Origin of the sequence: Burkholderia sp. MSMB1826, from assembly GCF_001526325.1 — a bacterium.
Classification (GTDB): Bacteria; Pseudomonadota; Gammaproteobacteria; order Burkholderiales; family Burkholderiaceae; genus Burkholderia.
Window position 1 is genome coordinate 1 of the sequence record NZ_LOYN01000021.1, and the last position, 25,748, is coordinate 25,748.

A 25,748-nucleotide genomic window follows, 5' to 3' on the forward strand; every position below is an offset into this window, starting at 1 on the left:
CGTCGAGCGCGCGGCTGATGGTTTCGTCGTAGGTCGCGTGCATGCGCCACGGCCAGCGGTTTTCCGCGAGCACGCGCACGACGCCTTCGAGATCGTCCTCCATCTGCTCGGGCAGGTCCGGACGCGCAACGCGGAAGTCTTCGAAATCGGCTGCGGAAAACGCCAGCATCTCGCCCGCGCCGTTATTGCGGAAGTAGTCGGTGCCGTCGTGGTACTTGACGCTCTTCGTCCAGTTCACGAAGTCTTCCTTCTCCGCGTTCGGCTTCTGCGTGAACAGGTTGTACGCGATGCGGATCGTCATCTCGCCCGCGTCGTGCAGCTTGCGGATCACTTCGTAATCGTCCGGATAATTCTGCGACCCGCCGCCCGCGTCGATCACGCCCGTCACGCCCAGCCGGTTCAGCTCGCGCATGAAGTGGCGCGTCGAGTTGTACTGATACTCGAACGGCAGCTTCGGCCCCTTCGCGAGCGTCGCGTAGAGGATCGTCGCGTTCGGGTTCGCGAGCAGCAGGCCGGTCGGGTTGCCGGCGGCATCGCGCAGGATGGTGCCGCCCGGCGGCTCCGGCGTGTCCTTCGTGTAGCCGACCACCCGCAGCGCCGCCGCGTTCAGCAGCGCGCGGTCGTACAGGTGCAGGATGAATACGGGTGTGTCCGGCGCGACTGCATTGAGTTCGTCGATCGTCGGCAGCCGCTTCTCCACGAACTGATGTTCGGTGAAGCCGCCGACCACGCGCACCCACTGCGGCGCGGGCGTCACGGCGACCTGACGCTGGAGCATCTCCATCGCGACCGCGAGCGACGGCACGCCGTCCCAGCGCAGTTCCATGTTGTAGTTCAGGCCGCCGCGAATCACGTGGCAGTGGTTGTCGATCAGGCCCGGCAGCACGCCGCGGCCGCCGAGATCGATCGTCTTCGTCGCGCGGCCCGCGAGCGGCATGACGTCCGCGTCGCTGCCCACCGCGACGAAGCGGCCGTCCTTGATCGCGACGGCGGTCGCGACCGGGTTTGCACGATCGAGCGTCGTGATGCGCCCGTTGTGCAGGATGAGATCGGGTTGGGTATCGGTTGCGCTCATGAAATGTCCTCGATGCGGTCAGAAGCCGAGCCAGTGACGAACCGGCGCGATGGCCGGCACGCCGACCAGCATGCCGGCGAGGCCCACCAGCGCGACCAGCGGCGGCGCCGGCGAACGTACCCCGATCACGCTGTACACGACGCCGATCAGCATGCCGGCGCCCAATGAAAGTAAATACGATTCCATAACGTCTTTTCTCCCGGCCGGATTAGAATCACCCGCATCGCGAGGCCGCGCGCGCGGTGCATCGCATCCGTTTCGCTTGCCTGCCACCCCTTCCGACCATGCAACACCTTCCTGATCTCGAAGCCTGGGCCATCTTTGCGCGCGTCGCCGAGACGGGCTCGTTCGCGAAAGCCGCCGACCTGCTCGGCGTATCGCAACCCACCGTGTCGAAAGCGATCGCGCGCCTCGAAAAGCGCCTCGGCGCGATGCTGCTGTACCGCACGTCGCGCAAGCTGTCGCTCACGCCGACCGGCGAACTGCTGCGCGACCGCGCGATCCGCCTGCTCGCCGATGCGGAGCTGATCGAAAACGAAGCGTCCGCGCAGGCGCTCGAGCCGCACGGCCTCGTGCGCGTGAATGCGCCGATGTCGTTCGGGCTGCACCATCTGTCGCCGGTGCTGCCCGCGTTCCTCGAGCGCTATCCGCGCGTCGACATCGATCTCGTGCTGACCGACCACATCGTCGACATCGTGTCCGGCGGCTTCGACGTCGCGATCCGCATCGCCGAGCTGAGCGATTCGACGCTGCGCTCGCGCCGCCTCTGCGCGGTGCGCCGGCCGCTCGTCGCATCGCCCGCGTACCTCGACCGGCACGGCCGCCCCGCTCATCCGCGCGACATCGAACAGCACGTGTGCCTCACCTACACGAACCTGCCGACGCCCGAGTACTGGCGCTTTCGTCACGCGGCATCGGGCGACGACTTCGGCGTGAACGTGCACGGACGCATACGCTCCAACAACGCCGACGTGATCGTCCCCGCGCTCGTCGCCGGTCACGGCCTCGCGCTTCAGCCCGAATTCCTGGTGTGGGACGAACTGCAGCGCGGCGCGCTCGAGGAAGTGATGAGCGACTGGAAGATCGCGGACATCAACGTGAACCTCGTCACGCCGCCCGGCATGCTGCGCGCCGCACGCGTGACGGTGCTGCTCGCTTTCCTCGCCGAACATTTCTCGCGCGCGCCGTGGGCGCTGCCCGCCGCCTGAACGCGCGACCGCCGACGGCACGCGCTCGCCGCGGCAGCCGTTGAGGCGATCGCGGCCGACGGCCCGTTACTTCGCCGGTACGGCCGGGATCGACTCGTGCGGCGTCGCGGTACGCTGCGGCGCCTTGTGGACCATCGTGTACGCGTAGTCGACGCCCATCCCGTACGCGCCCGAATGCTCCTTCGCGATCGCCATCACCGCGTCGTACGAGTCGCGGCGCGCCCAGTCGCGCTGCCATTCGAGCAGCACCTGCTGCCACGTGACCGGCACCACGCCGGCCTGCACCATGCGCTGCATCGCGAAGTCGTGCGCGGCCTGCGACGTGCCGCCCGATGCGTCGGCGACCATGTAGATCTCGTAGTCGCCTTCGAGCATCGCGCACAGCGCGAACGTCGTATTGCAGACTTCGGTCCACAGGCCCGACACGACCACCTTCTTGCGGCCGTTCGCGGCGAGCGCGTCGCGCACCTTCTGGTCGTCCCACGAGTTCATCGACGTGCGTTCGAGCGTCTTCTGGTTCGGGAACACGTCGAGCAGCTCGGGATAGGTGTGGCCCGAGAAGCTGTCGCTTTCGACCGTCGTGATCGTGGTCGGGATGTTGAAGACCTTCGCGGCCTTCGCGAGCCCGACGACGTTGTTCTTCAGCGTCTGGCGATCGATCGACTGCACGCCGAACGCCATCTGCGGCTGCTGGTCGATGAAGATCAATTGGCTGTTCTGCGGCGTCAGTACTTCAAGCTTCGGGTTGCTCATGGCGAATGGAGTCCTGTGAACGAAAAAGGGGAGCCTGCCTCGACCGCGACAGCGGGAGGAGCCCGGAATGCGTCGGCGCCGGATCGTCATCCGCGCCGCAATATTTAAGCTGCAAACGCGCGGCGCGAACACCCAAGAAACGGAATCGATCCGATTCCCGAATGGATGCCCGTTCGGGGCCGCCCGCCCTTTTTTTCTTCACGCAAACCCGATACGCTTTGAAGACTTTGACGGTGCCCTTCCGGCGCCGCTCGGCCACCACGAGGCGCGTCACCATGAAACCGTATGTCCTCTCGCTGCTCGCCGGCATCCTCGCCGGCGTCATCTACGGCGCGATCGGCGTGAATTCGCCCGCGCCGCCGGTCATCGCGCTCGTCGGCCTGCTCGGCATGCTGGCCGGCGAACAGATCCTGCCGGTCGCGCGGCGCATGCTGTCCGGCCATCGGCTGAACACCGCATGGCGCGATGCCAAGTGCAGCCAGCACATGTTCGGCGCGCTGCCGGGCGGCGCCGCGAACGACCGCAAGCCTTCGTGATCCACCCCATCGCCGCCGGCCACGCATGACCAACGTCGAGCTGTTCCATTACCTGCTGCTGTTGATCTGCGGCGCGGGCGCCCTCACGTGGCTCGCCGAGCGAATCTCGATTCCGCCGGCCGTCGTATTGCTGCTCGGCGGCTGCGTGGTCGCCGTCGCCGGCAAGCGCGTGCCCGACATGGACCCTGCGCTGCTGCTCGCGGCGGTGCTGCCGCCGCTGCTGATGTCGAGCGGCTTCTATACCGCGTGGAAGGAATTCCGGCAGGCGCTCGCATCGATCGCGTCGCTCGCGCTCGGGGCCGTGGCGTTCACGACCGTCGCGGTCGCGCTCGCCGTGCACGCGGCGAATCCCGCGCTGCCGTGGGCCGCGTGCTTCACGCTCGGCGCGATCGTGTCGCCGCCCGACGCGGTCGCCGCGAAAGCGATCCTGCAGCGCCACCCGCTGCCCGCGCGGCTCGTCGCGGTGCTCGAAGGCGAAAGCCTCGTCAACGATGCGTCGGGCCTGCTGCTGTACCAGATGGCCGTGTCGGCCGCGCTCGCCGCGTCGATCACGACGGCGAGCGCCACCGGCCTGTTCTTCTCGCTCACGCTGATCGGCATCGCGGTCGGCCTCGCATGCGGCCATGCGATGTGCTGGATGCTGCAACGCCTGCGCGAGCCGATGCTCGGCATCGTCGTGACCTTCGCGATGGCATGGGGCAGCTACGGAATCGCGGAAGCCGTCGACGGCTCGGGCGTGCTGTCGGTCGTCACCTGCGGCCTCGTGCTCGGCGTGCGCCAGCATCGCGTGTTCGACGCCGACATGCGGATCAAGGCGAAGGCGACGTGGGAAGCGATCGTGTTCGTGCTCGACGCGCTCGTGTTCATCCTGATCGGCCTCGCGCTGCACGCGATCCTCGCGCGCGTGAACCATGAAGGCGCGGTGCTGATGGCCGGCCTGCGGGTCGCGCTGCCGGCGACGGCCGCCGCGATCGGCGCGCGCGTGGTGTGGGTGTTCGCCGCGATGTGGCTGCCGGGGCGCCTGCGCGCGCGACGCGCGGGCCACGCGCCGTGGTCGTGGCGCGAGGCCGTCGTACTCGGCTGGTCGGGCATGCGCGGCGTCGTGAGCCTCGCGGCCGCGATCGCGCTGCCCGCCAACTTCCCCGGCCGCGACCTGATCCTGTTCAGCACGTTCCTGCTGATCATCGCGACGCTCGTCGTCCAGGGTGGCACGCTCGCGCCGCTGATCCGCGTGCTGAAGCTGCGCCCGGCCGTGCGCCGCACGATGTCCGAGCACGCGGTGCGTGCGCACGCGTTCGGCGCGGCGCTCGCCGAACTCGACGCGCGCGGGGAGCGCGGCGCCGGCCTCGAACGGGCATCGCTCGACCGGTTGCTGACCGAATACCGCAACCGCGTCGCGTTCAACGAACGCGCGCACCGCGACGGCGCGGCGCCCGCGGACGTGCGCGCGCGGATGCTGCACGTCGAGCTCGAGTTGGTCGGCGTGTCGCGCGACGCGCTGCTCGACCTGCATCGCGACGGCAAGGTCGACGACGCGGTGCTGCACCGCATAGAATCGGAGCTCGATTTCGAGGAGCTGCGGCTGCAGCGCCTGCTCGAACCGTGATGCCCGGCCTGCCCGGCCGGCCCGTCCCCTTTCCTCACCCGGAACTGCAATGAGCGAACTGTCCGTCGAAGCGAGCATCGGCCCGGTCGATTACCTCGTCCACTTCAGCGATGGCGTCCATCAGTGGCGCGCCGACGAACCCGCGTCGCTCGGCGGTGGCGATGCGGCGCCGACGCCAATCGCGCTGCTGCTGTCGAGTCTTGGCGCGTGCACCGCGATCACGCTGAAGATGTATGCGCAACGAAAAGGCTGGCCGCTCGACGAAGTGCACGTGAAGCTCGCGCACGAAGCGGGCAGCGCGGGCAGCACGATCGTGCGCCGCATCACGCTCGACGGCGACCTGACCGGCGAGCAGCGCGAACGGCTGCTGCAGATCGCGAATGCCTGCCCGGTGCACAAGATCCTCACGCATCCGATCGCGATCGATACGGCGATCGCCTGACGCGTTCCCCCTGACCACGACCCAGCCCACCATGTCCGCCTCGATCAAGACCCTGCTCACGCCGCGCGAAAGCGATATCGGCAACCTCGTCGTGCGGCGCGTGCTGCCCGCGCGCGCGGCGCGCCTCGTCGGCCCGTTCATCTTCTTCGACGAGATGGGGCCGGCCGTGTTGCCGGCCGGCCGCGGCATCGACGTGCTGCCGCATCCGCACATCGGGCTCGCGACCGTCACCTACCTGTTCGACGGCTCGCTGATGCATCGCGACAGCCTCGGCTTCCAGCAGAAGATCGTGCCGGGCGACGTGAACTGGATGACCGCCGGCCGCGGCATCGTGCATTCGGAGCGCTCGCCCGACGAGGATCGCCCGCGCGAGCAGCCGGTGCACGGGATCCAGACCTGGGTCGCGCTGCCGGTCGAGCATGAAGACGCCGCGCCCGCGTTCGTTCACCACGCGGCCGACACGCTGCCGTCGTTCACGCGCGACGGCGTGACCGTGCGCGTGATCGCGGGTACCGCGTTCGGGCTCGCGTCGCCGGTCGCCGTGTTCTCGCCGACGCTCTATGCGGTCGCCGATTTCGCGTCGGGCGGGCAACTCGCGCTCGATGCGGAGCACGACGAACGCGGCGTGTATCTCGTCGACGGCGATCTCGCCATCGACGGCACGCCGCTCGCCCCGGCGACGATGGCCGTGCTCGAACCGGGCGCGACCGTCGCGCTCGCGAGCACGCACGGCGCCCGCGCGATGCTGCTCGGCGGCGCGCACCTGCCGGGCGAGCGGTTCATCGAATGGAATTTCGTGTCGAGCCAACGCGCGAAGATCGACGCCGCGCGGGCTGCGTGGGCCGATCAGACGTTCGGCAAGGTGCCGGGCGAAGAAAGCGAATGGACGCGCCAGCCGGAACGCAAGCCGTAATGAGCGGCCTGGCGCGACGCACCGACGACGGCCGGCAGTCATGCCGGCCGTCGTGCGTTTACCGCTTCAATCCCATCAGCTTCGCGAGGGTCGGCCAGCGTTCGAGCGACGCGTCGAACGCGCGGCGCGCCTGTTCGTCGACGTAGCGCCCGGGATCGAGCGCGGGCAGATGCCGCGCGAGGCCGATCACGTCGTTCGGTTGCGACAGGCGATCTTCGTCGCCTTCGCCGGTCATCGTTACTGTTCGTCGATCCATACGCCGTCCGGAGTCTTGACCGCGTAACCCGCGGCCGTCTGCATCGTCACCGTGCCCTCGTTCTCGCCGATCATCCGCGTGCGTGGCAAATCGGCCGCGTATTGCGCGAGCGTCGCGCCCGGCTTGAACGGGCTGTTCGACACGAGGTTCGACAGCAATTGCGCGAGCGCGAGGAAGCTGGTCGGCTGCTCGATCACGGTCGTCGCACCGTGATTGCCGGCGAAACCGACGAGCCGCACGCCGACCGGCCCATGCACGATGCGCGGCGTCGGAATCTCGCGCAGCCCCGCGACCTGGTTCTTGTCGCCGCGCAACGCGGCGCCGTGCTCGGGCACGAACACGATCACCGCGCGGCGGCCCGATTGCGCGATCAGGTCGGCAAGACGGTCGAAGTCGGTCATCAGCTTCGTCGCGCGCTGCGGATACGAGTCGATGCTCGTCAGCGCGCTACCGACCACGCGGTTGCCGTCGTGCAGGCTGATCGTGTTGTAGTACAGCGCGACCGGCCCCGGCACCGCCGCGCGCTGCGCGTACCAGTTCGCGAGCGTCGCGTAGTCGTCCTTGATCGCCGACCCGTCGAACGCGTGCATCGCGACCGGCGCGGCCGCGTTCGAGATCATCGGCGCATCGGCCACGCCGATGTTGTCGTGGATCACCTGCAGGAAGTTGTCGAAATGGCCGTCGTGGTTCAGCAGCGACTGCACCGTGTAGCCGGCGCCCGCCAGTTGCGAGAACAGGTGGCACTGCTGTGGCGCGGGCTTGTACAGGTCCGCATGCGCTTCCTGCCCGCAGCTCGCGCGCAGCACGCGGATCGCCGCCGGGCCGCTGTAGCTCGCGGCCGTGCTGAAGTTCGTGAACAGGTAGTCGAAGTGGCTCAGCATCGGATGGTTGCGCACCTTCGCCGCATCGAGGTCGTCCCACGACAGCGAGCAGATGTGTAGCACGATCACGTCGAACTGCGCGGCCGGATCGCTGCCGAGATGGCCGAACGCGACCTGCCGCTGCGACTCCTGCGTGCGGAACGTCGCGAGCGCCGCGTTGTGATCCTCGGGCTGGTCGATGCGGGTGGCGCCCGCCGCGCTCGCCTGCGGCTGGGCCGGCGCGGCGACGCGAGCCATCAACCCGCTGCCGGCCTGCCAGAGCGGCATCGCGATCAGCGCGACCACCACGAACGTCGCGACGCGCAGCCAGCGGTTGACGACGAAATAGACGATCAGCGCGCCGACGATCGTCAGCGCCAGCACGGGCGGCAACAGGCGCGGCAACAGCTCCATCCAGTAATCGATGCGGAAGGTGCTGACCTCGCGCGCGGCCTCCGCGAGACGGGCGAGCGGCGGCGCATGCAGCTCGCGCGCGAGCAGCGGCACCGCGATCGCGATCGCCGCGACCTGCCGGACGATGCGCCACGCGCGCGACCGCAGCGGCGCGCTCGCCGCCAGCGCCACCGCGAACGCGAGGTTCGCGAGCCAGAACGGCTGCAGGTGCCCGGTCGCGAACAGCGCGAACTTCAGGATGAAATACAGATTCCAGAACGTCATCTAACCCACTCCATGATGCGCGCCGCGTCAGTCGCGCGCGCGATCGAGTTTCGGCGCGAGCATGGCCTGCAGGCCGCGCGTCGCCCCCTTCCACATCCGTACGTAACCGTCCAGCCCGATCCGCAGCACTTCCTTGAGCCCGCCGAGCGGCGTGTCGGGCCGCGCGCCTTCGTGCCAGTCGAGCCACGCATCCGCGCGGCCGAACGTGCATTGCACGAGCTGGCGCTCCTGCTCGAGCGTCAGTTCCTCGAAGCTCACGCCGACGTGGGTCGGCGTCGCGCGGGTCACGCGCACCGGGAACGGAAACGCGCGGTCGCCGCGCGTCACGCACACCGTCAGCGTGTCGCCGACGGCGAGCGGCAGCCCCGGCACCGCTTCGAGGCCGAGGCCGCCGGTCGAGTAGTCGCTCGTGAAGCATGCGGCGGTCGAGCCGTCGGCGAGCAGCAGCATCGCCGGCACGCGCATCGCGATCCGGTGCGTGACGCGCACCTGCTTCGTCTCGCGCGCGACGGCCAGCGCCGCGCCGAGCATCGCGAGGTTGTACACGGTCCAGCCGAGCGTGATCAGGATCGTCGACGCCTCGTCGCCCTGGTCGGCCACGAGCCGCCACAGGCCGGCGACGATCGCGAGCACGTTCAGCGCGAACAGCACGAGATACGGCTTCGACGTCGACCAGTCGACGTAGCCTTCGTCGATCTTGCCGCCCTTGTCGGTCACGTTGAACTTGCCGTGCTTCGGGCTGAAGAACGCGACGGTGGTCGGCAGCGCGATGTACCACGCGAGCACCGATTCGTAGACCTCGGCCCAGAACGAATGCCGGTAGCGCCCCTGCATCCGCGAATTCGCGATGTTCGCGAGCACGAGATACGGGATCACGTAGCTCGCGAGCGCGAGCGACGACGCGTTGATGAAGTACAGGTGGAAGAACAGGTACGCGAGCGGGATCGTCAGGAACACCAGCCGCGGAATCCCGTAGAAGAAATGCAGCATCGCGTTGCCGTAGCAGATCCGCTGGATCAGGCCGAGCCCGCGACCGAGGAACGGGTTGTCGATGCGGAAGATCTGCGCCATCCCGCGCGCCCAGCGCGTGCGCTGCTTCACGTGGCCGGCCAGGCTTTCGGTCGCGAGGCCGGCCGCCTGCACGGTCGGCAGATATGCCGACGTATAGCCGCGCCGATGCAGCTTGAGCGCCGTATGCGCATCCTCGGTCACGGTCTCGACTGCGACGCCGCCGACCTCTTCCAGCGCGCTGCGCTTGAGCACCGCGCACGATCCGCAGAAGAACGTCGCGTTCCACAGGTCGTTGCCCGACTGCACGAGGCCGTAGAACAGGTTGCCCTCGTTCGGCACCTCGCGGAACGTGCCGAGGTTGCGCTCGAACGGATCGGGCGAGAAGAAATGGTGCGGCGTCTGCACGAGCGCGCACTTCGGATCGCGCAGGAACACGCCCATCGTCGTCTGCAGGAACGAGCGCGTCGGCACGTGATCGCAGTCGAAGATCGCGATGTACTCGCCGTGCGTTTTCGGCAGCGCACGGTTGATGTTGCCGGCCTTCGCATGACGGTTGTCGTCGCGCGTCAGATAGTCGATGCCGGCCTCGGCCGCGAATGCCGCGAACTCCGGACGCCGGCCGTCGTCGAGCAGGTACACGCGCAGCTTCGCGCTCGGCCAGTCGGTGCTCTGCGCGGCGAACACCGTCGGCTTCACGACCGACAGTGGCTCGTTGTAGGTCGGGATATAGACGTCGACGGTCGGCCAGGTGTCCGGATCGTCGGGCAGCGGCACGATCGGCCGGTCGAGCGGCCACGCGGTCTGCACGAAGCCGAGCAGCAGGATCATCCACGTATAGGCTTCGGCGCCGTACAGCAGGTAGCCGGCGACGGCTTCGACCGGGCTGCGGAAGTCGAGCGTCTGGGTCGTGCGCCACCACACGTAGCGCACGGCCGCGAGCAGCGCGAGCGACGCGAGCGCGAGGGTCGGCAGGTGGCCGGGCAGCCGGCGCAGCGCGAGCGCGAGCACCGCGACGATCGCGAAGAACGCGAACTGCGCGCCGGGCATCAGCGGCGACATCCCGGCCGCGGCCCACAGCACCGCGCCGGCCACGAGCAGCAGCGGCGCGAGCCAGCGGCGCCGGCCGACGCCGTTCGCGCGCGCATCGAGCCAACCGCCCCAGCGCGCCCACGGCAGACGCGCGAGCATCGCGTCGATGCGCCGGCCGAGCGCGCGCCCGGCCATGTAGACGGGCACCACGAGCGTGTCGAACCATGCGAGCGGATCGTGCGCGGGACGACCGTCGGCCGCACGCGGTGCGCGCACGAACGCGCGCCACAGCCATTCGCGCGCGCTGAGCGGTTGCAGCACGCCCCAGTCTTGTGCGAGCCGCAGGAACGCGACGCGCACCCAGCGGCGCACGAGATCGGGCCGGCCGGGCGGCGGCGCGTGGAAGAACAGCCGCACGAGCCAGTCGACCCGCGTGCGTTGCGCCGGCAGCCCGATGCCGCGCGCGCACCAGTCGGCCGCCCGGCGGCCGAACGCGCGCAGTCGCGACGCGAACGCGGCCTTCATCGCGCCGCTCCGGCACGGCCCTCGACGGCCGCCGTGAGCCATGCATCGACCCAGTTCGCGACGCCGTTCAGGTCGTGCGACGCCTGCGAATATGGCGCGTCGTCGAAGATCCAGCTGCCGCGCGCGAGCGCTTCGGGCACCGCGGCGTCGACGTGGATGCGCTGCTCGAGCATCGATGCCGGCCCCGCGACCGCGCGCAGCATCGCCAGCGCGTCGCGCTGCATGTCGCGCGCCGGGTTCAGCCGGTTCACGACGATCTGCAGGTCGCCGCGGCCGGCCCGCAACGCACCGAGCCGCGCGGCCGTCGTCGCGCAGGCGGCCGGCTCCGGCGGCACGACGACGAGCGTCAGGTCCGCGCACCGGATCGCCTGTCCGGCCTGCGGCGACGGATAGCGGGCGGTGTCGACCAGCACGACGCCGTCGGCCGGCAGCGCGATCTCGTCGAGCGCGCGCGACAGCCAGGCCGGATCGGCCGCGAGCCGCGCATCGCACGCGGCGGCGCCGGCCGCATCGACCTGCCCGTACGGTACGAACAGCACGCCGTCGGCGTTGCGCCACGTGTGCGCGTGCCACGGTTCGGCGCCGCCCAGCAGGCCGTGCGCGAGGCCGTGCTCGGCCAGCGTGTCGAGGCCGAGCGTCGCGCCCATCAGGTTCTGTGCATCGAATTCGACCGCGACGACCGGGCGGCCGCGGCGCGCAAGCAGCACCGCGAGCGCGGCGGCGAGCGTCGTGCGGCCCGCGCCGCCCGTCGTCGAAGTCACGGCGATCGTCTTCATCGTGCCGCCTCGCTGTCGTGCTCGCCGCGTTTGCCGCACTTGTCACCTTCGTCGCCGCCGACGCCCGGCAGCAGGCGGCCGCGCAGCACGACCGGCACGAGTTCGCACGGCACCGCGTCGCGCCGGTCGATGCCCCTCGGCGCGTGGAAGCCGCGGCCGATGCCAAGGTGCTGCGCGACGATCCACACCGGCACCGCGATCGCGATACCGACGACGAAGCCGATGACGAGTTCGGCGATCATGCGTCCTCCTGCTTGCGCAGCGGCATCGCGCTGCGGACGGCGCCGCGCGCACGCGCAGCGGGAACGACGGGGTCCGGCGCCGACGGGGCGACGGCAGCGGGCGCGGACGCCTGCGGCACGCCGATCGCCTCGAGCGCGACGACGGTATCGATCGCATCGATCGCGTCGCTCACCTCGCTCGCGTCGGGCAACGCCGCGCCGGGGTCGGTGTACGCGCCGCCCGCCGGCTGCGTCGCCGCGAACAGGTCGCTGTAGTCGGCGATCGGCGCGCGCCGGTTCTCGGCCGCCAGTGCGTCGAGCTCGGTGTCGATGCTGCCCTGCCCGAGGCACACGACGCGGTCGGACAGCGTATCGACCGGCACGTCGAAGATCCGCGCGAGCGCGTCGTCGGCGTCGACCGGCTCGCACGCGAACAGGAACACGAACAGGTGTCCGGCATCGGCCGTCACGATGTCGCCCGTGCGGCGCGGCCGGCAGTGCCGCAGCGCGTCGACGTGCGACACGCGCGGCAACAGCGTGAGCTTCGCGAGCGTATGCGGCAGCGCGAGCACCGCGCCGCGGTCGAGCACCGCGCGAATCCGCTGGCAGAACGCGCCGACCGGCAGATAACCGAGAACCGAATCGCCGAGCGCGGCCGCGAGCGTCGCGCGATAGTCGGCCGCGACGGGCCGCGCGTAAAGCTGGCCGTGCAGCGCGTGCACGGCGGCCTGCATCCGCGAGACCGGCAGATCGCGCGCGACGACCCGGTTCGCGCCGACGCTCAGCACGAGCACCTCGAACTGCTGGCGCAGCACCTCGCCGCGCTCGACGACCGCGATCTTCAGCGCGCCGCCGCATTGCCGGCGCAGCGCGTGCACGTCCGCGCACAGCGCTTCGAGCTGCGCATGCGAACGGAACACGAGCACCGCGGTCGCGGCCTGCGCGTGCGCGCACGCGGCGACGACGGCCGCGTTGTCGTCGACGATTTCCCAGCCGTCCGGCACGCGGCTCGCCCCGTCGAGCACCGCGCGGCTGACCACCACGCGATCCTCGTCGCGCGCGAGCTTCATCCGCCGCGCCGGTTCGGTCGCACCGCCATCGACGTTCGCCGACAGCCGGCCGCCCGGCGCAAAGCGCAGCGGCCGTACCTCGCCGGCCGCGAGCGTGTCGCCCGCGCGCCAGAAATCGACGACCCACAGCAACTCGCCGTGCGTGCGCTGCAATTGCGCGACGCCCGAGCAGATACCGTGGAAGCCGCTGCGCGGCGTGCGATCCGCATCGCGGACGAGCGGCGCGTCGTCGGCGCGGGCGTCGCCGCCCGCACGGGTCGTTTCGGGGTCGAGCAGCAGCACGAGCGCGATCCGGCGCGTGCGGCACCAGTCGGCCAGCGCGTGCGCTTCATCGGCGAGCGCGACCGGATCGTCCCAGCTGAACCAGCGCTGCGCGCCTTCGACGAAATACAGCGAACGCGCAGGCAGCCCGTAGCGCTTCATCGCGCGCAAGCCGCCGGTCAGCCGCGCGAACGCACCCGGCGCCGCGCGGCGCGACGCGTGGCCGGCCACGCCGGCGTCGGCACCGGCGTCGGCCGGCTGGGCCGCCGCCGGCATCGCCAGCACGTTCAGGTTGCGCGGCCAGCCGGCCGGCTGCGCACCGCCCGCGAAACCGAGCGACGCCATCTGCGCAGCGACGCGCACCGGATCGCGCGCCAACACGATCGTGACGTCGCGCGTGCGCGCCTGGCGTGCGCTTTCCCACACGAGCGCATCGCATGCCGGCGTGCCGCCGGCCGCGTAGATCGCATAAAGGCCGCCGGCTTCCAGTTGCGTCCAGGTATCGGGCAAACCGTCGATCGCGAGCCGGCTCAACGCGCCGGCGCGGCCGCCCGCCGACCCCACGCGCAGCAGCGTGCGCAGGCGGTCGACCAGGCCGGTGGCGCCGGGCGCGAGGCGGTTGGCATCGAATTCCGTCATCACGGCGTTCCCCTCGTCCCTAGTAATCCGAATAAAGCCGCACGGGCGTCGGCGTCACGAGCCAGTTGCGCGGCGCGCGCGCATCGAACGCATAGCGTAGGTAGACGAGCGCCGAGCTCGGCGCATAGTCGTGCGATCGGTCGATGTGCAACTGCGCGCCGACGCTCAGGTGCGGGTTCACGCGATACTCGACGATGCCGTTCACGCCGTACGAGAACGACACGCCGCGCGTCGAACTGCCCGCGTACACGAACCCGGCGGCCACCTGTGCGGCGCGCTGGTCGGAGAACGTCGGGTAATACAGCGAATCCTTCTCGTAGCTGTTCGAGATCCCGCCCGTGACGGTCAGATCCCAAGACAGCGCATCGTGCCGCCCCGCCCATTCGATCGGCACGCCGAGCGACAGATAGCGCTGCGGGCTGTAGTAACCGCCCTGCCCGTACGTGTAGTAGCGCAGGTTCTGCGCGTAGTGCCACGCATTGCCGACGAGCCCGGTGCTGACCTTCATCGTCGCGCGCTCGTACACGGGCACCGTGAAGCCGGTGCGCAGCGTGACTTCCGCATTGCGCTCGACGTTGCGGCCGGACAGCACGCCCGCGCCGAGTTCCGCGAACAGGTTCGTGCGGCCGACGTCGACCGACGCGCGCAGGTTCACGCCGTCGCGGCGCACGCCGCCCCACACCGCGCCCGTCCACGGGTCGCGCATCCCCGCGTACGACAGCACGCTGCTCGTTTCCGGCCGCCGCGATGCATTCACGGAGAAGCTCGCGGGGCCTGCGTCGAAGCGATAGCGCACGCCGCCGACGAGGTAATGCACCGGGAAGCCGAGCGGCGACGTGCCGAGATCGACGCGCCACGCGTCCGACAGGTAGCCGGCGCCGAGCGCGACGCCCGTCGTCGACTGGTGCAGCGAGCCCGGCGGATTCGCGAGCAGCGCGGGGGCCGGCGGATTCGTCCGTGCCCTGAGCGCCGCATAGGTGCCGAACGTCTTCAGCGAATACGCGTCCGGATCGCTCATGTCGAGCGTGCCCGGGTCGAGGTGCACGGTGTCGATCTGCGCGAACGCGTGTCCGTCGTAGCGGATCGGCATCTGCAGGTAGATCGGCACCTGCTGCGCGCGATACGACGAAATGCCTTCGTCGCCCGACTTGTACGCGGGCATCCAGCCGGTCTCGATCTCGGGATTGCGCCGCTGTTCGAGTTCCGCGAACGCGGCCTGCGCGGGCGTCAGCCCGTCGCGGCCCGGACTCACGCCCGCCGTGCGTTCCTGCGACAGCGACAGCCGGTACAGCGACGCCGCGTCGTCATAGCGGCCCTGCGCCTCGGCCACGCGCCCGGCCGCCACCGTCACGTCGGCGCGTGCCGGATACGCGGCCTGCAGCCGGTCGGTCACCTGCACGGCGGCGTCCGGGCTGCGCAGCGCGTTCAGGCGGCGCACGGCCGACAGTTGCGTGTCGACGTCGTCGTCCGGCGTGCGCGCCAGCACCGCGAGCACGCGCGTGCGGGCGGCGGCGCGGTTGCCGCTGTCCTCGTCGATCCGCGCGAGCGCGAGCTGCGTATCGGCGTCGTCCGGCGTGCGCGCCACGACCGGCGCGAGCGCATCGCGCGCGGCGTCGTAATGACCCTGCGCGCGTTCGAGATCGGCGAGTTCGAGCGCGTAACGTTTGTCCGCCCGGCCGGCCGGGCTCGCGCGATCGAGCAGCGTGCGCGCCCGTGCATAGTCCTGTCGCGCGATCGCATCGTCGGTCTGCCGCAACACGAGCCGCAGCGACTGATCCTCGAGCCGCGCCGTCTGCGCGGGCGTCAGCGCCGGGTCGCGGCTCAGCGTGTCGAGCCACGCGGCGAGCGCATCGCCGCGACCGGCGCTGGCGAGCAGGTCGCCGTAGCGCAGTCGCACGTCCGCGTCGGCTTCGCGCGGATGCGCGGCGATCCAGTCGTGCAGCGGCGCGAGGCCGCGCTCGGGTTCGCCCGCGTCGATCCACTGCGCGCCGATCGCGGCGAGCATGTCGGGATCGTCCGGCGCGCTCGCCTGCGCGTGCGCGAGCGTGGCGGCGAATGCCGCGCGGTCGCCGCGGGCGTGCGCGCCGCGCGCGTCGGCCAGCGCGCTTTCGGCATCGAGCTTGCGCGCCAGCGCGCGCATGCCGTCCGAACGGTGCGCATCGTCGACCGGCGCCAGCGCGGCCTGCGCGCCCGCGACATCGTCGAGCGAGTTGCGGTACAGCGCGCTCGCGTAGCGCATCTCGGGCGTGTCGCTGCGGGCGAGCCCGTCGTCCATCACCGTGCGGCCGAGTTGCGGCAGCCCCATGTCGCGATAGAGGCGCGCGAGCGCGAAGCGCGTCCAAGGCGCGTCGGGCGCCGCGCGCACGGCCGCCTCGTAGCGTTGCGCGGCCGGCCCGCGTGCGCCCTTGTCGGCCAGCGCGCGCGCCTCCTTCGCGAGCAGGTCGCCGCGCAGGCCGTCGAGCGCGCGGCGATCGTCGGCGCCCGTCACGCGCCCTTGCAGCGCGTCGAGCAACGGGCCGATCCGGTCCGCACGGCCGGTGTTTTCATACAGCGTGGCCGTGTCGCGCACGGCCGACAGGCTCGGCGAGCGGGCGGCCAGCAAGCCGCGCAGCAGCGGCTCCGCCTGCGCCCAGTCGCGCTGCGCGAGCAGCGCATCGGCGAGCTGCAGCTTCGCGTCCGGGTTGTCCGGCTGCATCGCGAGCGCCGCACGCGCGGCGCGTTCGGCATCCCGCGCGCGTCCCGCACCGGCCGCTTCGCGGCCCTGGGCGAGCAGCCCCCAGAACTGCGCGGTACGCGCGAGGCCCAGCCATTTGCCGCGTTGGTCGGTCGCACGCGTCGCGGCCCGCGCGAACAGCGCGCGCGCTTCGTCGTGCCGCCCTTCGCGCAGACGCAGCAGGCCGAGCCCGCCCAGCGCATCGGCGTCGTCCGCGCGCGCCCGCGCGGCGCGCGCGAGCAGCGGATCGGCGGCGGCCAGGTCGCCGCGCGCGAGCGCCTGCAACCCGCGCTGCTGCGCGATGTAGTCGGGATCGCGTTCGAGCCGGCGCTGCGCATCGCGCTGCCGCTCGAGGCCGGCGACGCGATCGCGGAATTCGGTGTCGTCCGGCGCGAGCGCGAGATAGGCCTGCAGCGCATCGAGATACGCGGGATCGCTGCCGGCCGACTGCAGCACGCGCCGCCACAGCGCCATCGCTTCCGTATGGTCCGCGTCGGCGCGTTTCGCGAGCGACGCTGCGATCCGGTTCGCTTCCGCGCGCGTGCCGTCGCGCTGGTTCAACAGCCGCGCGAGCGCCATCGATGCGCTCGTGTCGCGCGGATCGGCGGCGACCGCGCGCCGCAGCGCGACGATCGCCGGCTCGCGCCCGCCCGGCGCATTCGACACGATCTGGTAATACTCGGCGCCGAGCGCCCCCGCCGGCGCGCCGTTCGGAAACAACGCGACGATCCGCCGGGCCGCCTCGTCGGCGCGGCCGCTGCGCGCGAGCAGCCGGATCTGCGCCATCTCGCCGCGCCCGCTCGTCGCTACGCGGTATTCGTCGGCCACCCGCCGCGTGGCGGGCGCATTCGGCGACTGCGCCTGCAGCCGCGCCAGCGAGGCCTGCGCGCCTTTCGCGTCGCCGAGCCGCAGCAGCACGCGCACCTGTTCGGCCAGCAGATCGGGATCGCCCGGCGCGATCAGCAGCCCCTTGCGCAGCGCATCGCGGGCGAGATCGTCGCGATGCTTGATGCCCCACATCCGCGCGGTGTCGAGCTCGCGCCGCGCGTCGGCCGCAGCCGAGGCCGCCGGTGCCGCGGGTTTCGCCATCGCCGCGCCCGACGCGGCGCCCGGCGCCGCCGCGCACACCGACGACGCGAGCCACGCGAATCCCGCGACGTGAGGCACGGCGCACTTCAGCGGGCGGCGCACGAGCCGCCTCCCCAGCGGGTGTCGAGCGTGCCGTCCGCACCGAACCGGTAGCGGCCGTCGCGCCAACCGAGGCCGAACAGCGTCAGCACGCTGGTGTAATAGCCGGGCGCCGACTGGCGCGCGAGCGTGTCGACGCGGGCCGCCTGCGCATCCGCGAGCGCGTGCTGGCCGCGTGCGTCGAGAAACGGCACGGCCGCCGCGGAGAATCCGCCGTTGCCGTCGTTCGGCCCCGCGACGCCCGTCGTCGTATCGACCCGCTCCGGCGGCGCGCCGTGCGCGGCGATATGGTCGGCGAACGGCGCGAAGCGCGCGAGCAGCGGCGCGGCGAGCGGATCGGCGCGGTCCAGCATGCCGGCCCACAAGTACACGCGGATCGCGTTGTACGCGCTCTGCGCTTGCGTGTCCGGATCGGGCCCGAAACCCTTGCCCGCGCGATACAACGCCCAGTCGGGCGAGAAGCCCTTCGGCGCGGTGTCGAGCAGCACGCGCCCGGTGCTGGATGCCAGCGCGGCCCAGCGACGGTCGTCGGGCAGCCGCGCACCGAGCGCGCGAATCACCTGCGGCGGCGAATAGCTCGGATTCACGCGCCATTGGCCGTTGGCCAGCTTGAACCCGGTCGGCCCCGGCAGCAGCGTGAGGCCGAGGCCCGGCACGGTCGCCGTCTCGGCGTCGAGCACGCGCTTCGCGAGCAGCGCGCCGCGCGCCGTATAGCTGCGCTCGTGCCACAGCCGGCCGGCCTCGACGAGCGCATACGCGATCCACAGGTCGGCGTCCGACGCCGCGTTCGCGTCGAGCACGCGCCACGCGCCGTCGGGCGCGCGGCCCCACAGCCACGCCGGCAGATGCGCGCTCAGGTCGCCCTGCGCGAGGTTGTTCTCGGTCCATGCGAGGATCGTGTCGAACATGCGCCGGTCGTCCGCGACGAGCGCGAAGAAAAGTCCATACGCCTGCCCCTCCGATACCGTGCGCGAATCGGCCGAGCCGACGTCGATCACGCGGCCGTCCGCCGAGATGAAATCGCGCTTGAACGCCTCCCAGCGCGGCCACGCCGCGCCGCATCCCGCGGCCGCCGCGTCGGCTGCGCCGGCCCCGGCGGCGTGCGCGCGCGTGGCCATGCCGGCCGCCGCGCACGTCACCGCAACCGCCAGCGCGAGCATCGCGCCGACACGCCGCGCCGGCCGCGTTGCCCGTCGCTTCGTCATTGCCCGCGCCATCCGTTACATCCCCCGTCGACGCGCGGCAATCCGCTGCAGCACGCTGAACACGCCGAGCGCGAGCAGCAGCCCCGCGACGACACCGACCGCGCCGAGCACGACCGGATGCCGCGCCGCCTGCGTCCACACGCGCGCATACCACGGCACGAAGCCGACCACGTACGGCTCGCCGACCCGCAGGCTGTCGACCTGCCCCGGCCGCACCAGCGCGAGGTCGCCCTGCAACTGCGACACGAGTCCGGCGTTCTCGAACACGTCGAGCAGATCGCCGAGGCGTCGCTGGTCGGTCGCCGTCAGCGCGACGACGCTGCGGCCGCGGCTGCCCGGCAGCTCGAACCCGGCGAGCGCCGCGAGCGGGCCGGTCTGTTCGATGTGCGCGCCGCCGTCGGCGACGCCCACGCCGTTGCGCCAGCGCTCCTTCACCGTGAACGCGACGCGCGTCGCGCCCGCGCCGCCCTGCTCGCCGATCGCGAGCGGCAGCGCCGCGCGCCAGTGCGCGAGCAGCGGCGACGCCGGCGAACCGTCGATCACGAGCAGATCCTTGTGCCCCGACAGCGCGGCGACGTCGCCGGGCCGCGCGACCTGCACGCGCAGCGCCGGGAAGCCGGTCCATTCGCCCATGTGGCCGAGCATCGTCAGGTAGGCCTCCAGTTCCTGCGGCGACGGCCGGTCGGGCATCACGACGGCCGTCTGCGACAGGTCCGCGAAGCGCGTGAACGGGAAGCCGCTGTTCGCGAAGAACGCGAGGTTCGGCAATTGCGCGTAATGGACGAAGTGCGAGAAGTCGATCGTCGAATCGGGATCGATCGCCGCGCGCTGCGGCTCGGTGGCCGTGCTCGAACACAGGCCCGTCTTCTGCGAATCGAGCGTGAAGCGGAACTGCAGCTGGTTGCCGCTGCCGACGCGGAACGCGGGAATGTCGACGTCGCTCGTCACGCGCCCTTCCGGCACCGCCAGCAGCGGCAGCTGCATGCGACCGTGCGCGTCCTCCGCATGAGCCGGCCCGAGCCGGTACGACTTCACGAGCTGATCGTTGATCTCGACCGCGAGCGTCGAATTGTCCTGTACGGTCGGCGCCGTATAGCGGTAGCGCAGCGTGATCGGCACGCCCGCGCCGTTCCACGAATGCAGATCGGCCGGCACGCGCAGGTTCAGCCGGATCGCGTCGGGCGTTGTGCCGCGCACTTCCAGCTGGCGCGGGTCGTTCACGAGTTCGCGGAACGCGATCGGCCGATTCACCGGCAGCCAGCGCGGCGCGTCGTACGGCTTGCGCGGCGCGCCGAGATCGACGTGCGCGACCGTCGCCGCCGGTCCCGACAGCGCCGCGCGGCCGAGCACGAGCGTCGCGACCGCGTCGTCGACTTCGGCCGCCGTGCGGCCCGTGACGACCAGCAGCTTACGGCCCGGCGCGGCCGGGTTGTCGGCGACCGCGAGCAGCGGGCCATCGACCGGCGGCAGCGCGAAACCGGCCGGCAGCGTCGCGGCCGTACCGACCACGACGGCCTGATCGTCGGCCGGCAACGCGGCCGACACCGGGAAGCGCGCATGCCGGTAGTCGGCGAGCGCACCGAACCATGACGCGAGCACGCCCGCGCTGCGCAGCGTCGCCGAATCGGGCGCGGCCGGCAGCACGAACGGCAGCCGCACGCGGCCGTTGTCGCGCCGGTCGAAGAACGGCGCGGGCAGCAGCGCGAGATCGTTCGGCAAGCGCACCGGCGATTCGTCGAGGATCAGCTCGCTCGTCGGGCTCACGTCGGCCCACAGCGCCGAGTTCGCCGGATCCTCGCAGTGATCGAGCGTGTAGTGCGCGATCAGGCGCAGGCCGATCTGGTTGAAGTCGGAAAAGTAGCGCGGATCGATCGGGATCTCTTGCGTCACCGTGCGGCCCGCGCGCGCGGCGTCGAACGGGACGGTCGCGACCACCTCGCCGTTCACCGATACCTTCAGGTGCGACAGCGGAAAGACCAGCGACGGCGAATACGCGTAGGTCAGGCGCAACCGCGCGCCCGTGATCACGCGATCGAGCCGCACGCCGGCGTTGATCGTGCGTGCGTCGTCGGCGCCGCGCAGGCGCAGCGGATCGAACGCGCCGAGCGACGCGAACGGCACATGCACGGTCGTCGCCGGCAGCCCGGCGGCCGGCGCGCTGGCCGACGTCGGCGCCGTCGCGGGCACCGCGGCCGGCGCGGCATCGGGCGCCGCCGCGTGACCGGCAGCGGCCGTCGAAGCGGCGGCCGGGGCCGTCGGCATCGGCGCGGCCGACAGCACGGCCGCGTGAAAGGCGCCGGTCATCGCGGCCGCCAGGACGAACAGCGACACGGCCGGCTTCATGCGCGGCTCCGCGGCGTCACGATCGTCCGGTCGTCCTGCGCGTCGGAACCGACGCGCGCAAAGCAGCTATGCCCGTGAGTGCACATCCCCTCTGCTTCCCCTCATGTATGTTGCGCGTCGCGTAACGCGTATATGGCCTGATTGATTTATCGGAAGGACGCGGCGGATTCTTCAATGACCCGTTCGTCGCGTGGCGAAGCGCCTGGCACCGGCGCCCGTCCATTCGTCACACTATCTCAAAAATAGAACGAAACTCACCGCGATTCGCGACTGAGAAGCAAAAAAACCCTCAATTCGGTCGGAAATACTGCACGGAAAGCATGAATGGCAAGAATTTCGCCGTTGCCCGCCGGACGGCCGGAACGGCGAATTGCCGGCGCCGTACGGCTCGCCGTGCCCCGGCCGCGATCCTTGCAGACCGCCCGGAACACGCTGCCGCAAGCGGCGCGTATGCTACCGCAAGCGCGCGCCGCGCGACGGATTTTCTTCGTGGAAAACTGACCTGGATCAAATCGTCGACCCCACCGCCCGGTCCTCCGCGCATGTGCGAAGCACATGGCTTGCACGGCAGGCCGGCGAATCGTTCGGATTCGACGGACATGCGCTGCGGCTCGGTGTCGGCATCGGGATCGCGACGCCGCCGGACGACGGCGCCGACACGAATGCGCTGATCGAGCGGGCGGATCAGGCGATGTACGAAGCCAGGCGAACGCGGTCGCAGCGCTCCGCGCCCGCATGACGCCTGGCATGCATCGCTAGCCGATCGGCCGCACCGCGATCGCGATCCCGACGACGATCCACTGCACGACCGCGACGAGCACGGCGGCCCGGCACAGCCCGACCGCGCCGCGCACACGCGCGTCGAGCGTGCGCCCGGCCTTCGCTGCGTCGATCCAGCCCAGATCGACGAGCGCGCGGTCGAGCGCCGCGAGCCCATCGTCGACCGATGCATGACCTCCCGCCGCCTGCACCAACGCGGCGAACAGCCGCCGATCGATCTCGATGCGCACCGCGTACCACAGCGCTGCGATCCCCGCTCCCGTGCTGACGGCGGCCAGCAGCACGCGGGCGAGCGTCGCCGGCCAACCGGCCGCGGTCCACCCGCCGGCGCCGGCCGCGACCAGCGCGGCCGCGATCGCCCACGCACCCGCATCGAGCGCGCCGCGCGCGGTGGCGATCCTGAACGGGGCGGACGGATCGCGCATCACCCGTGCTCCCCATCGCGACGGCGATCGATCCACTGCTGCAGCACGGCCACGCCCTCCTCCGACCACACCGCGTGCGGCCGGACCGCGCGCACCGCGGCCAGCGCATCGCGCGCATTCGTCAGCCCGCGCCGCGCCGCGAGCCAGGCGGCCGCGCACAGCACGCTGCGCCCGTAGCCGAGCGCGCAGCAGACCAGCACGTCGCGCCCCTCGCCATGCAGGCGTTCGAGCGCCGCGACGGCCCGCGCGAGCTGCGCCGCCGTCGGTGCGACGAGGTCGAGCTGCGGCACGCACGCATACGCGAACGATGCATCGGCCGCGGCCCAGCGCGGCATCTCGGCGGTCAGGTCGACCAGCGCGGTGAAGCCGTGGCGCCGGATGTCGCGCGTCGTCGGCGTACGGCCGATCGACACGCGTTCGTCGATCCGCACCGGCGCCGGCTGCCGGAGCGTCCACAACCGCGAATTGACGAACGCGCCGGCGATCGTCGGCGCGAGCAGCCAGCCGATGAAGACCGGAAACCGCCCGTGCGCATCCTTCTGAAACGCGTCGGGCGCACCGCGCCGGTAAGCCCAGGCGACGCAGGCGAGCGCCAGCGCGACCCACCCTGCCGCCAGCGCCCAGCCCGGCGCGCGCGGCACGCACGCCAGCGCCGCGAGTGCGACCAGCGCGGCGCCGAACGCATAGCGGCGGGCGAGCGCGCGACCGGCCGCGCACGGCAACGCATCGGTGCCCGGCAATCGGCCCGCGGCATCGCGCAGCGGAAACAGGAACAGGGCGAGACAACCGACGGCCGCACCGGTCGGCACGTCGATCGCGTGATGCTGGTAGGTCGTCAGCACCGACACGCCGATCGCCGCGAACCACAGATGCAGCACGGCCCGCACGAACGTGCCGCGCAGGTGCTTCGCATAGACGGCCCACAGCACGACGAGCAAGCCGATATGCAACGAAGGCGCCTGGTTGAACGGCTTGTCGAAACCCATCAGCAGCGTGAACAACGCACCGGCCATGCCGCCCGCGTCGGGCCGTTCGAAGCCGAAGCGCAGCGGCCACGCGATGAAGCACGCGACCGACACCAGTTGCACAGTCAACAGCCGCTTCACGTGATCGAGCAGATCGTCGCGGCGCGTCCAGAAGAAGAACGACAGCGCATACAGCAGGTCGATCGACCAGTACGGCACGATCGTCCACGGCACGAACGGGATCGCATGCTCCCAGCCGAACGCGAACGTCGGCACCGCGGCGCGGCGTGCGGCGAGCCAGTTCGCGAAGCCGTACGTCGAGAAGAACACGGCGCCCATCGCCGCGAGCCAGCCGACGCGCAGCGCGAACGACGCGTCGCGCGCGCCGGCCGCCGCCGGCTCGGCCAGCCCGCCCCGCGCGCCCGCGCCGCCGCCGAGCGCGCTCATGACGCGTCGACCCGCTGCGCGAGGCTGACCGTGAAGATGCCCATCTCGTCGATCCGCTGGTCGAGCTTGCGGAAGCCCGCCCGCGCGACGAGCTCGTCCATTTCGGCCTGCGAACGGCGGCGCATCACCCAGGTCGACTCGCCGCGGTGATTGTTCAGCACGCGCGCGATGAATTCGAGCTGCGGATGCCACGGCTGCCCCGTATAGACGAGATAGCCGCCCGGCGGCACGGCCTGCGCGAGCCCGCGCAGCGAGCGCTCGATCAGCGCGTTCTCGCCGAACAGCTCGTACAGGCCCGACACGATCGCCAGCGTCGGCCGCGGCTCGAGCGTCACGAGCGACGCCTCGTCGAATGCGTCGCCGCGCTCGAAGCGCGCGATCGGCTCGAGACCGCGCTGCGCGATCAGCACGCGCCCGGCCTCGACGTTCGGCGGGCTGTAGTCGCGCAGCGTGATGTCGTCGGGCGCCGCGCCGTCGCGCTCGGCGGCCATCGCGATCGCGTCGAGCACGTAGCGCCCGTGGCCGGCCGCGATGTCGACGATCCGCACCGGCGAGCCGTGCCCGCGCAGGCGGCCGATCGCCGCGCCGATCAATTCCTGCAGATGCACCTTGCGCTGGCGGATGCCGACCCAGCCCGGCGAATCGAGATACGTGCGGTCGATCAGCGCGCCGACGCCGAATCTCCCCTGCGCGCGATTGCGGTACACGTAGTCGAGCGTCGAGCCCGAATCGAAGCCGAGCCGCAGCCCGAGCGCGATGCCGTCCGACAGCGCGCCGCCGGCTTTCAGGCCGGCGCGCGCGAGTGCCCAGTACGCACGGGCGAACACGTTGGCCGGCGGCCGGCCGAGCGCCGCGTATTCGTCGTGGAATACGCCGCGCCGGTCCGCATCCGCGAGCGACACGCGCGGGCTCGGCGCATCGAACTCGCGCAGCACGAACGCACGCAGCGGCGCGAGCGCCTGCGCACGGTCGCGCTCGCCGAGCGTGTCGTGATAGAAGCCCGGCAGCACGATGCGCTCCTTGCGCGCCGAGCCGAGCCGTTCGAAGAAGCGGTCCTGCGGGCCGCGATGCACGACCCAGTCGGCGCCCGAGATCAGCAATTGCGTCGGCACGGTGATCGCGGCCGCGTCGGCGACGATCCGCCGCGCGGTGTCGTGCAGGTCGAGCAGCATGTTGACCGCGATCGGCCGCGTGATCAGCGGATCGGACGCGTAGCTCGCGATACGTTCCGGATCGTGCGTGAGGAATTTCGGCTTCACGTAGCTGTTCACGTAGAACAGCCCACGCAGCTTGTGCATCAGCCGCAGACCCGGCCGCGCGAACGGCACGTAGAGTTTGATGTGGAACGCCGGCGACGCGACGACGAGCGCGCGGATCGGCGGCGCATAGTCATGCACCCAGGTCGCCGCGAGCACCGCGCCGACGCTCTGGCCGACCACGGCCATCTCCTCGATCGCGATGCCGTGCGTGTCGCGGATATGCTCGACGATGGTCTGCAGGTCGCGCACCGACGCAGCCGCGCTCGGACTGTAGCCGCGCGCGCCCGGCGAGCGGCCGTGGCCGCGCGCGTCCCACGCGAAAAAAGCGAAATCCGGCAGGTCGAGCTCGTCGACAAGGTGCGCGACCCGCGCCGAATGTTCGTGCCCGCGATGCAGCAGCACGATGGCGCCGCGGCAGCGTGCGCCCGTCGCGGGCCAGTGTCGATAGAACAGCGTTTGACCGTCGTGCGTGACGAAGTCGGCCTCACGGGCCGTGCGTGTGCTCATGCGATCTCTCTCGTTTCGTTGTTCGAATCATGTAGCGCCGCCCTCCGGCGCCCGCCC

The 25,748-nt window shown here is 71.3% G+C and carries 21 protein-coding genes; 6 read left to right on the top strand and 15 right to left on the bottom strand.

Going from position 1 to position 25,748, the window contains the following annotated elements; translation table 11 throughout:
* Together WS95_RS11955 and WS95_RS11960 are read right to left on the bottom strand one after the other, a co-directional pair.
* Positions 1–1,075, bottom strand: a 1,075-nt coding sequence (locus tag WS95_RS11955; protein ID WP_156444475.1) for an amidohydrolase, incomplete at its 3' end; no start/stop codon positions are given.
* Positions 1,076–1,093: 18 nt separating this feature from the next.
* On the bottom strand, positions 1,094–1,261 hold the full coding sequence (locus tag WS95_RS11960) for a DUF1427 family protein (RefSeq protein WP_059824004.1): 168 nt from the start codon (positions 1,259–1,261) through the stop codon (positions 1,094–1,096).
* A gap of 98 nt (positions 1,262–1,359) precedes the next feature.
* On the opposite strand from WS95_RS11960, the gene WS95_RS11965 reads away from it, so the two are divergent.
* Positions 1,360–2,283, top strand: a complete 924-nt coding sequence (locus tag WS95_RS11965) for a LysR family transcriptional regulator (RefSeq protein WP_059782750.1) — start codon at positions 1,360–1,362, stop codon at positions 2,281–2,283.
* Positions 2,284–2,349: 66 nt separating this feature from the next.
* On the opposite strand, the gene WS95_RS11970 is transcribed toward WS95_RS11965, so the two are convergent.
* On the bottom strand, positions 2,350–3,036 hold the full coding sequence (locus tag WS95_RS11970; protein ID WP_034207035.1) for a hydrolase: 687 nt from the start codon (positions 3,034–3,036) through the stop codon (positions 2,350–2,352).
* Between the two features lie 275 nt (positions 3,037–3,311).
* On the opposite strand from WS95_RS11970, the gene WS95_RS11975 reads away from it, so the two are divergent.
* The 4 genes from WS95_RS11975 to WS95_RS11990 are packed head-to-tail and all read left to right on the top strand — an operon-like array spanning position 3,312 to position 6,533.
* Positions 3,312–3,572 carry a XapX domain-containing protein gene (locus tag WS95_RS11975; protein ID WP_050018056.1) on the top strand — a complete coding sequence of 87 codons (261 nt, stop codon included), beginning with the start codon at positions 3,312–3,314 and terminating at the stop codon, positions 3,570–3,572.
* 25 nt (positions 3,573–3,597) lie between these two features.
* The gene (locus WS95_RS11980; protein ID WP_059824005.1) at positions 3,598–5,178 is read left to right on the top strand and encodes a cation:proton antiporter; all 1,581 of its coding nucleotides are present in this window, start codon (positions 3,598–3,600) and stop codon (positions 5,176–5,178) included.
* A gap of 49 nt (positions 5,179–5,227) precedes the next feature.
* Positions 5,228–5,620, top strand: coding sequence for an OsmC family protein (locus tag WS95_RS11985; protein ID WP_059782746.1), 393 nt, complete (start codon positions 5,228–5,230; stop codon positions 5,618–5,620).
* Between the two features lie 31 nt (positions 5,621–5,651).
* Entirely contained in the window at positions 5,652–6,533 is an 882-nt protein-coding gene (locus WS95_RS11990) for a pirin family protein (protein WP_059824007.1), read from the top strand.
* Between the two features lie 58 nt (positions 6,534–6,591).
* Here the strand turns inward: WS95_RS11990 and WS95_RS11995 are convergent, their stop codons facing one another.
* The 9 genes from WS95_RS11995 to bcsB are packed head-to-tail and all read right to left on the bottom strand — an operon-like array spanning position 6,592 to position 21,308.
* Positions 6,592–6,789 carry a hypothetical protein gene (locus WS95_RS11995; protein WP_034207030.1) on the bottom strand — a complete coding sequence of 66 codons (198 nt, stop codon included), beginning with the start codon at positions 6,787–6,789 and terminating at the stop codon, positions 6,592–6,594.
* The gene (gene bcsG / locus WS95_RS12000) at positions 6,771–8,327 is read right to left on the bottom strand and encodes a cellulose biosynthesis protein BcsG (protein WP_059824009.1); all 1,557 of its coding nucleotides are present in this window, start codon (positions 8,325–8,327) and stop codon (positions 6,771–6,773) included. Before bcsG ends, WS95_RS11995 begins: the two co-directional genes overlap by 19 nt.
* 27 nt (positions 8,328–8,354) lie before the next feature.
* A complete protein-coding gene (gene bcsA, locus WS95_RS12005; RefSeq protein ID WP_059824011.1) occupies positions 8,355–10,892 on the bottom strand; it encodes a UDP-forming cellulose synthase catalytic subunit in 2,538 nt (845 codons plus the stop codon).
* Positions 10,889–11,668 (bottom strand): cellulose biosynthesis protein BcsQ, encoded by a 780-nt coding sequence (gene bcsQ, locus WS95_RS12010; protein WP_059824013.1) that lies wholly within the window; start codon positions 11,666–11,668, stop codon positions 10,889–10,891. Before bcsQ ends, bcsA begins: the two co-directional genes overlap by 4 nt.
* Positions 11,665–11,910, bottom strand: coding sequence for a hypothetical protein (locus tag WS95_RS12015; RefSeq protein WP_059824015.1), 246 nt, complete (start codon positions 11,908–11,910; stop codon positions 11,665–11,667). The genes bcsQ and WS95_RS12015 overlap by 4 nt, the downstream gene beginning before the upstream one ends.
* Positions 11,907–13,862 (bottom strand): cellulose biosynthesis protein BcsE, encoded by a 1,956-nt coding sequence (bcsE, locus tag WS95_RS12020; RefSeq protein ID WP_059824017.1) that lies wholly within the window; start codon positions 13,860–13,862, stop codon positions 11,907–11,909. The genes WS95_RS12015 and bcsE overlap by 4 nt, the downstream gene beginning before the upstream one ends.
* A 16-nt stretch (positions 13,863–13,878) precedes the next feature.
* A complete protein-coding gene (locus WS95_RS12025; protein WP_059824018.1) occupies positions 13,879–17,763 on the bottom strand; it encodes a cellulose synthase subunit BcsC-related outer membrane protein in 3,885 nt (1,294 codons plus the stop codon).
* Positions 17,748–18,977, bottom strand: a complete 1,230-nt coding sequence (gene bcsZ, locus WS95_RS35730; protein ID WP_059824020.1) for a cellulose synthase complex periplasmic endoglucanase BcsZ — start codon at positions 18,975–18,977, stop codon at positions 17,748–17,750. The genes WS95_RS12025 and bcsZ overlap by 16 nt, the downstream gene beginning before the upstream one ends.
* Before the next feature lie 3 nt (positions 18,978–18,980).
* Entirely contained in the window at positions 18,981–21,308 is a 2,328-nt protein-coding gene (gene bcsB, locus WS95_RS12035; RefSeq protein WP_059824022.1) for a cellulose biosynthesis cyclic di-GMP-binding regulatory protein BcsB, read from the bottom strand.
* A 370-nt stretch (positions 21,309–21,678) separates the two neighbouring features.
* Here bcsB and WS95_RS35735 point away from each other — a divergent pair, with 370 nt between their 5' ends.
* The gene (locus WS95_RS35735; protein ID WP_257139735.1) at positions 21,679–22,047 is read left to right on the top strand and encodes a diguanylate cyclase domain-containing protein; all 369 of its coding nucleotides are present in this window, start codon (positions 21,679–21,681) and stop codon (positions 22,045–22,047) included.
* Between the two features lie 16 nt (positions 22,048–22,063).
* Here WS95_RS35735 and WS95_RS12045 read toward each other — a convergent pair whose 3' ends face one another.
* Genes WS95_RS12045 through WS95_RS12055 form a run of 3 tightly spaced genes read right to left on the bottom strand, consistent with a single transcriptional unit; the run spans position 22,064 to position 25,691 of the window.
* Positions 22,064–22,513 (bottom strand): hypothetical protein, encoded by a 450-nt coding sequence (locus tag WS95_RS12045; protein WP_059824025.1) that lies wholly within the window; start codon positions 22,511–22,513, stop codon positions 22,064–22,066.
* The gene (locus tag WS95_RS12050) at positions 22,513–23,925 is read right to left on the bottom strand and encodes a phosphatase PAP2/dual specificity phosphatase family protein (RefSeq protein WP_059824026.1); all 1,413 of its coding nucleotides are present in this window, start codon (positions 23,923–23,925) and stop codon (positions 22,513–22,515) included. Before WS95_RS12050 ends, WS95_RS12045 begins: the two co-directional genes overlap by 1 nt.
* Positions 23,922–25,691: a bifunctional alpha/beta hydrolase/class I SAM-dependent methyltransferase gene (locus WS95_RS12055; RefSeq protein WP_059824028.1), complete on the bottom strand. Its 1,770-nt coding sequence runs from the start codon at positions 25,689–25,691 to the stop codon at positions 23,922–23,924. The genes WS95_RS12050 and WS95_RS12055 overlap by 4 nt, the downstream gene beginning before the upstream one ends.
* Positions 25,692–25,748 lie beyond the last annotated feature (57 nt).

What these genes read in the sequence shown, in the direction of transcription:
- WS95_RS11965 (WP_059782750.1), top strand. Translation starts at nt 1,360, where the DNA reads ATGCAACACCTTCCTGATCTCGAAGCCTGGGCCATCTTTGCGCGCGTC.
- bcsA (WP_059824011.1), bottom strand. Translation starts at nt 10,892, where the DNA reads ATGAAGGCCGCGTTCGCGTCGCGACTGCGCGCGTTCGGCCGCCGGGCG.
- WS95_RS11990 (WP_059824007.1), top strand. Translation starts at nt 5,652, where the DNA reads ATGTCCGCCTCGATCAAGACCCTGCTCACGCCGCGCGAAAGCGATATC.
- WS95_RS12015 (WP_059824015.1), bottom strand. Translation starts at nt 11,910, where the DNA reads ATGATCGCCGAACTCGTCATCGGCTTCGTCGTCGGTATCGCGATCGCG.
- WS95_RS11985 (WP_059782746.1), top strand. Translation starts at nt 5,228, where the DNA reads ATGAGCGAACTGTCCGTCGAAGCGAGCATCGGCCCGGTCGATTACCTC.
- WS95_RS11975 (WP_050018056.1), top strand. Translation starts at nt 3,312, where the DNA reads ATGAAACCGTATGTCCTCTCGCTGCTCGCCGGCATCCTCGCCGGCGTC.
- WS95_RS11970 (WP_034207035.1), bottom strand. Translation starts at nt 3,036, where the DNA reads ATGAGCAACCCGAAGCTTGAAGTACTGACGCCGCAGAACAGCCAATTG.
- bcsG (WP_059824009.1), bottom strand. Translation starts at nt 8,327, where the DNA reads ATGACGTTCTGGAATCTGTATTTCATCCTGAAGTTCGCGCTGTTCGCG.
- WS95_RS12050 (WP_059824026.1), bottom strand. Translation starts at nt 23,925, where the DNA reads ATGAGCGCGCTCGGCGGCGGCGCGGGCGCGCGGGGCGGGCTGGCCGAG.
- WS95_RS12045 (WP_059824025.1), bottom strand. Translation starts at nt 22,513, where the DNA reads ATGCGCGATCCGTCCGCCCCGTTCAGGATCGCCACCGCGCGCGGCGCG.
- WS95_RS12055 (WP_059824028.1), bottom strand. Translation starts at nt 25,691, where the DNA reads ATGAGCACACGCACGGCCCGTGAGGCCGACTTCGTCACGCACGACGGT.
- bcsB (WP_059824022.1), bottom strand. Translation starts at nt 21,308, where the DNA reads ATGAAGCCGGCCGTGTCGCTGTTCGTCCTGGCGGCCGCGATGACCGGC.
- WS95_RS11960 (WP_059824004.1), bottom strand. Translation starts at nt 1,261, where the DNA reads ATGGAATCGTATTTACTTTCATTGGGCGCCGGCATGCTGATCGGCGTC.
- bcsZ (WP_059824020.1), bottom strand. Translation starts at nt 18,977, where the DNA reads ATGGCGCGGGCAATGACGAAGCGACGGGCAACGCGGCCGGCGCGGCGT.
- WS95_RS11995 (WP_034207030.1), bottom strand. Translation starts at nt 6,789, where the DNA reads ATGGATCGACGAACAGTAACGATGACCGGCGAAGGCGACGAAGATCGC.
- WS95_RS11980 (WP_059824005.1), top strand. Translation starts at nt 3,598, where the DNA reads ATGACCAACGTCGAGCTGTTCCATTACCTGCTGCTGTTGATCTGCGGC.
- bcsQ (WP_059824013.1), bottom strand. Translation starts at nt 11,668, where the DNA reads ATGAAGACGATCGCCGTGACTTCGACGACGGGCGGCGCGGGCCGCACG.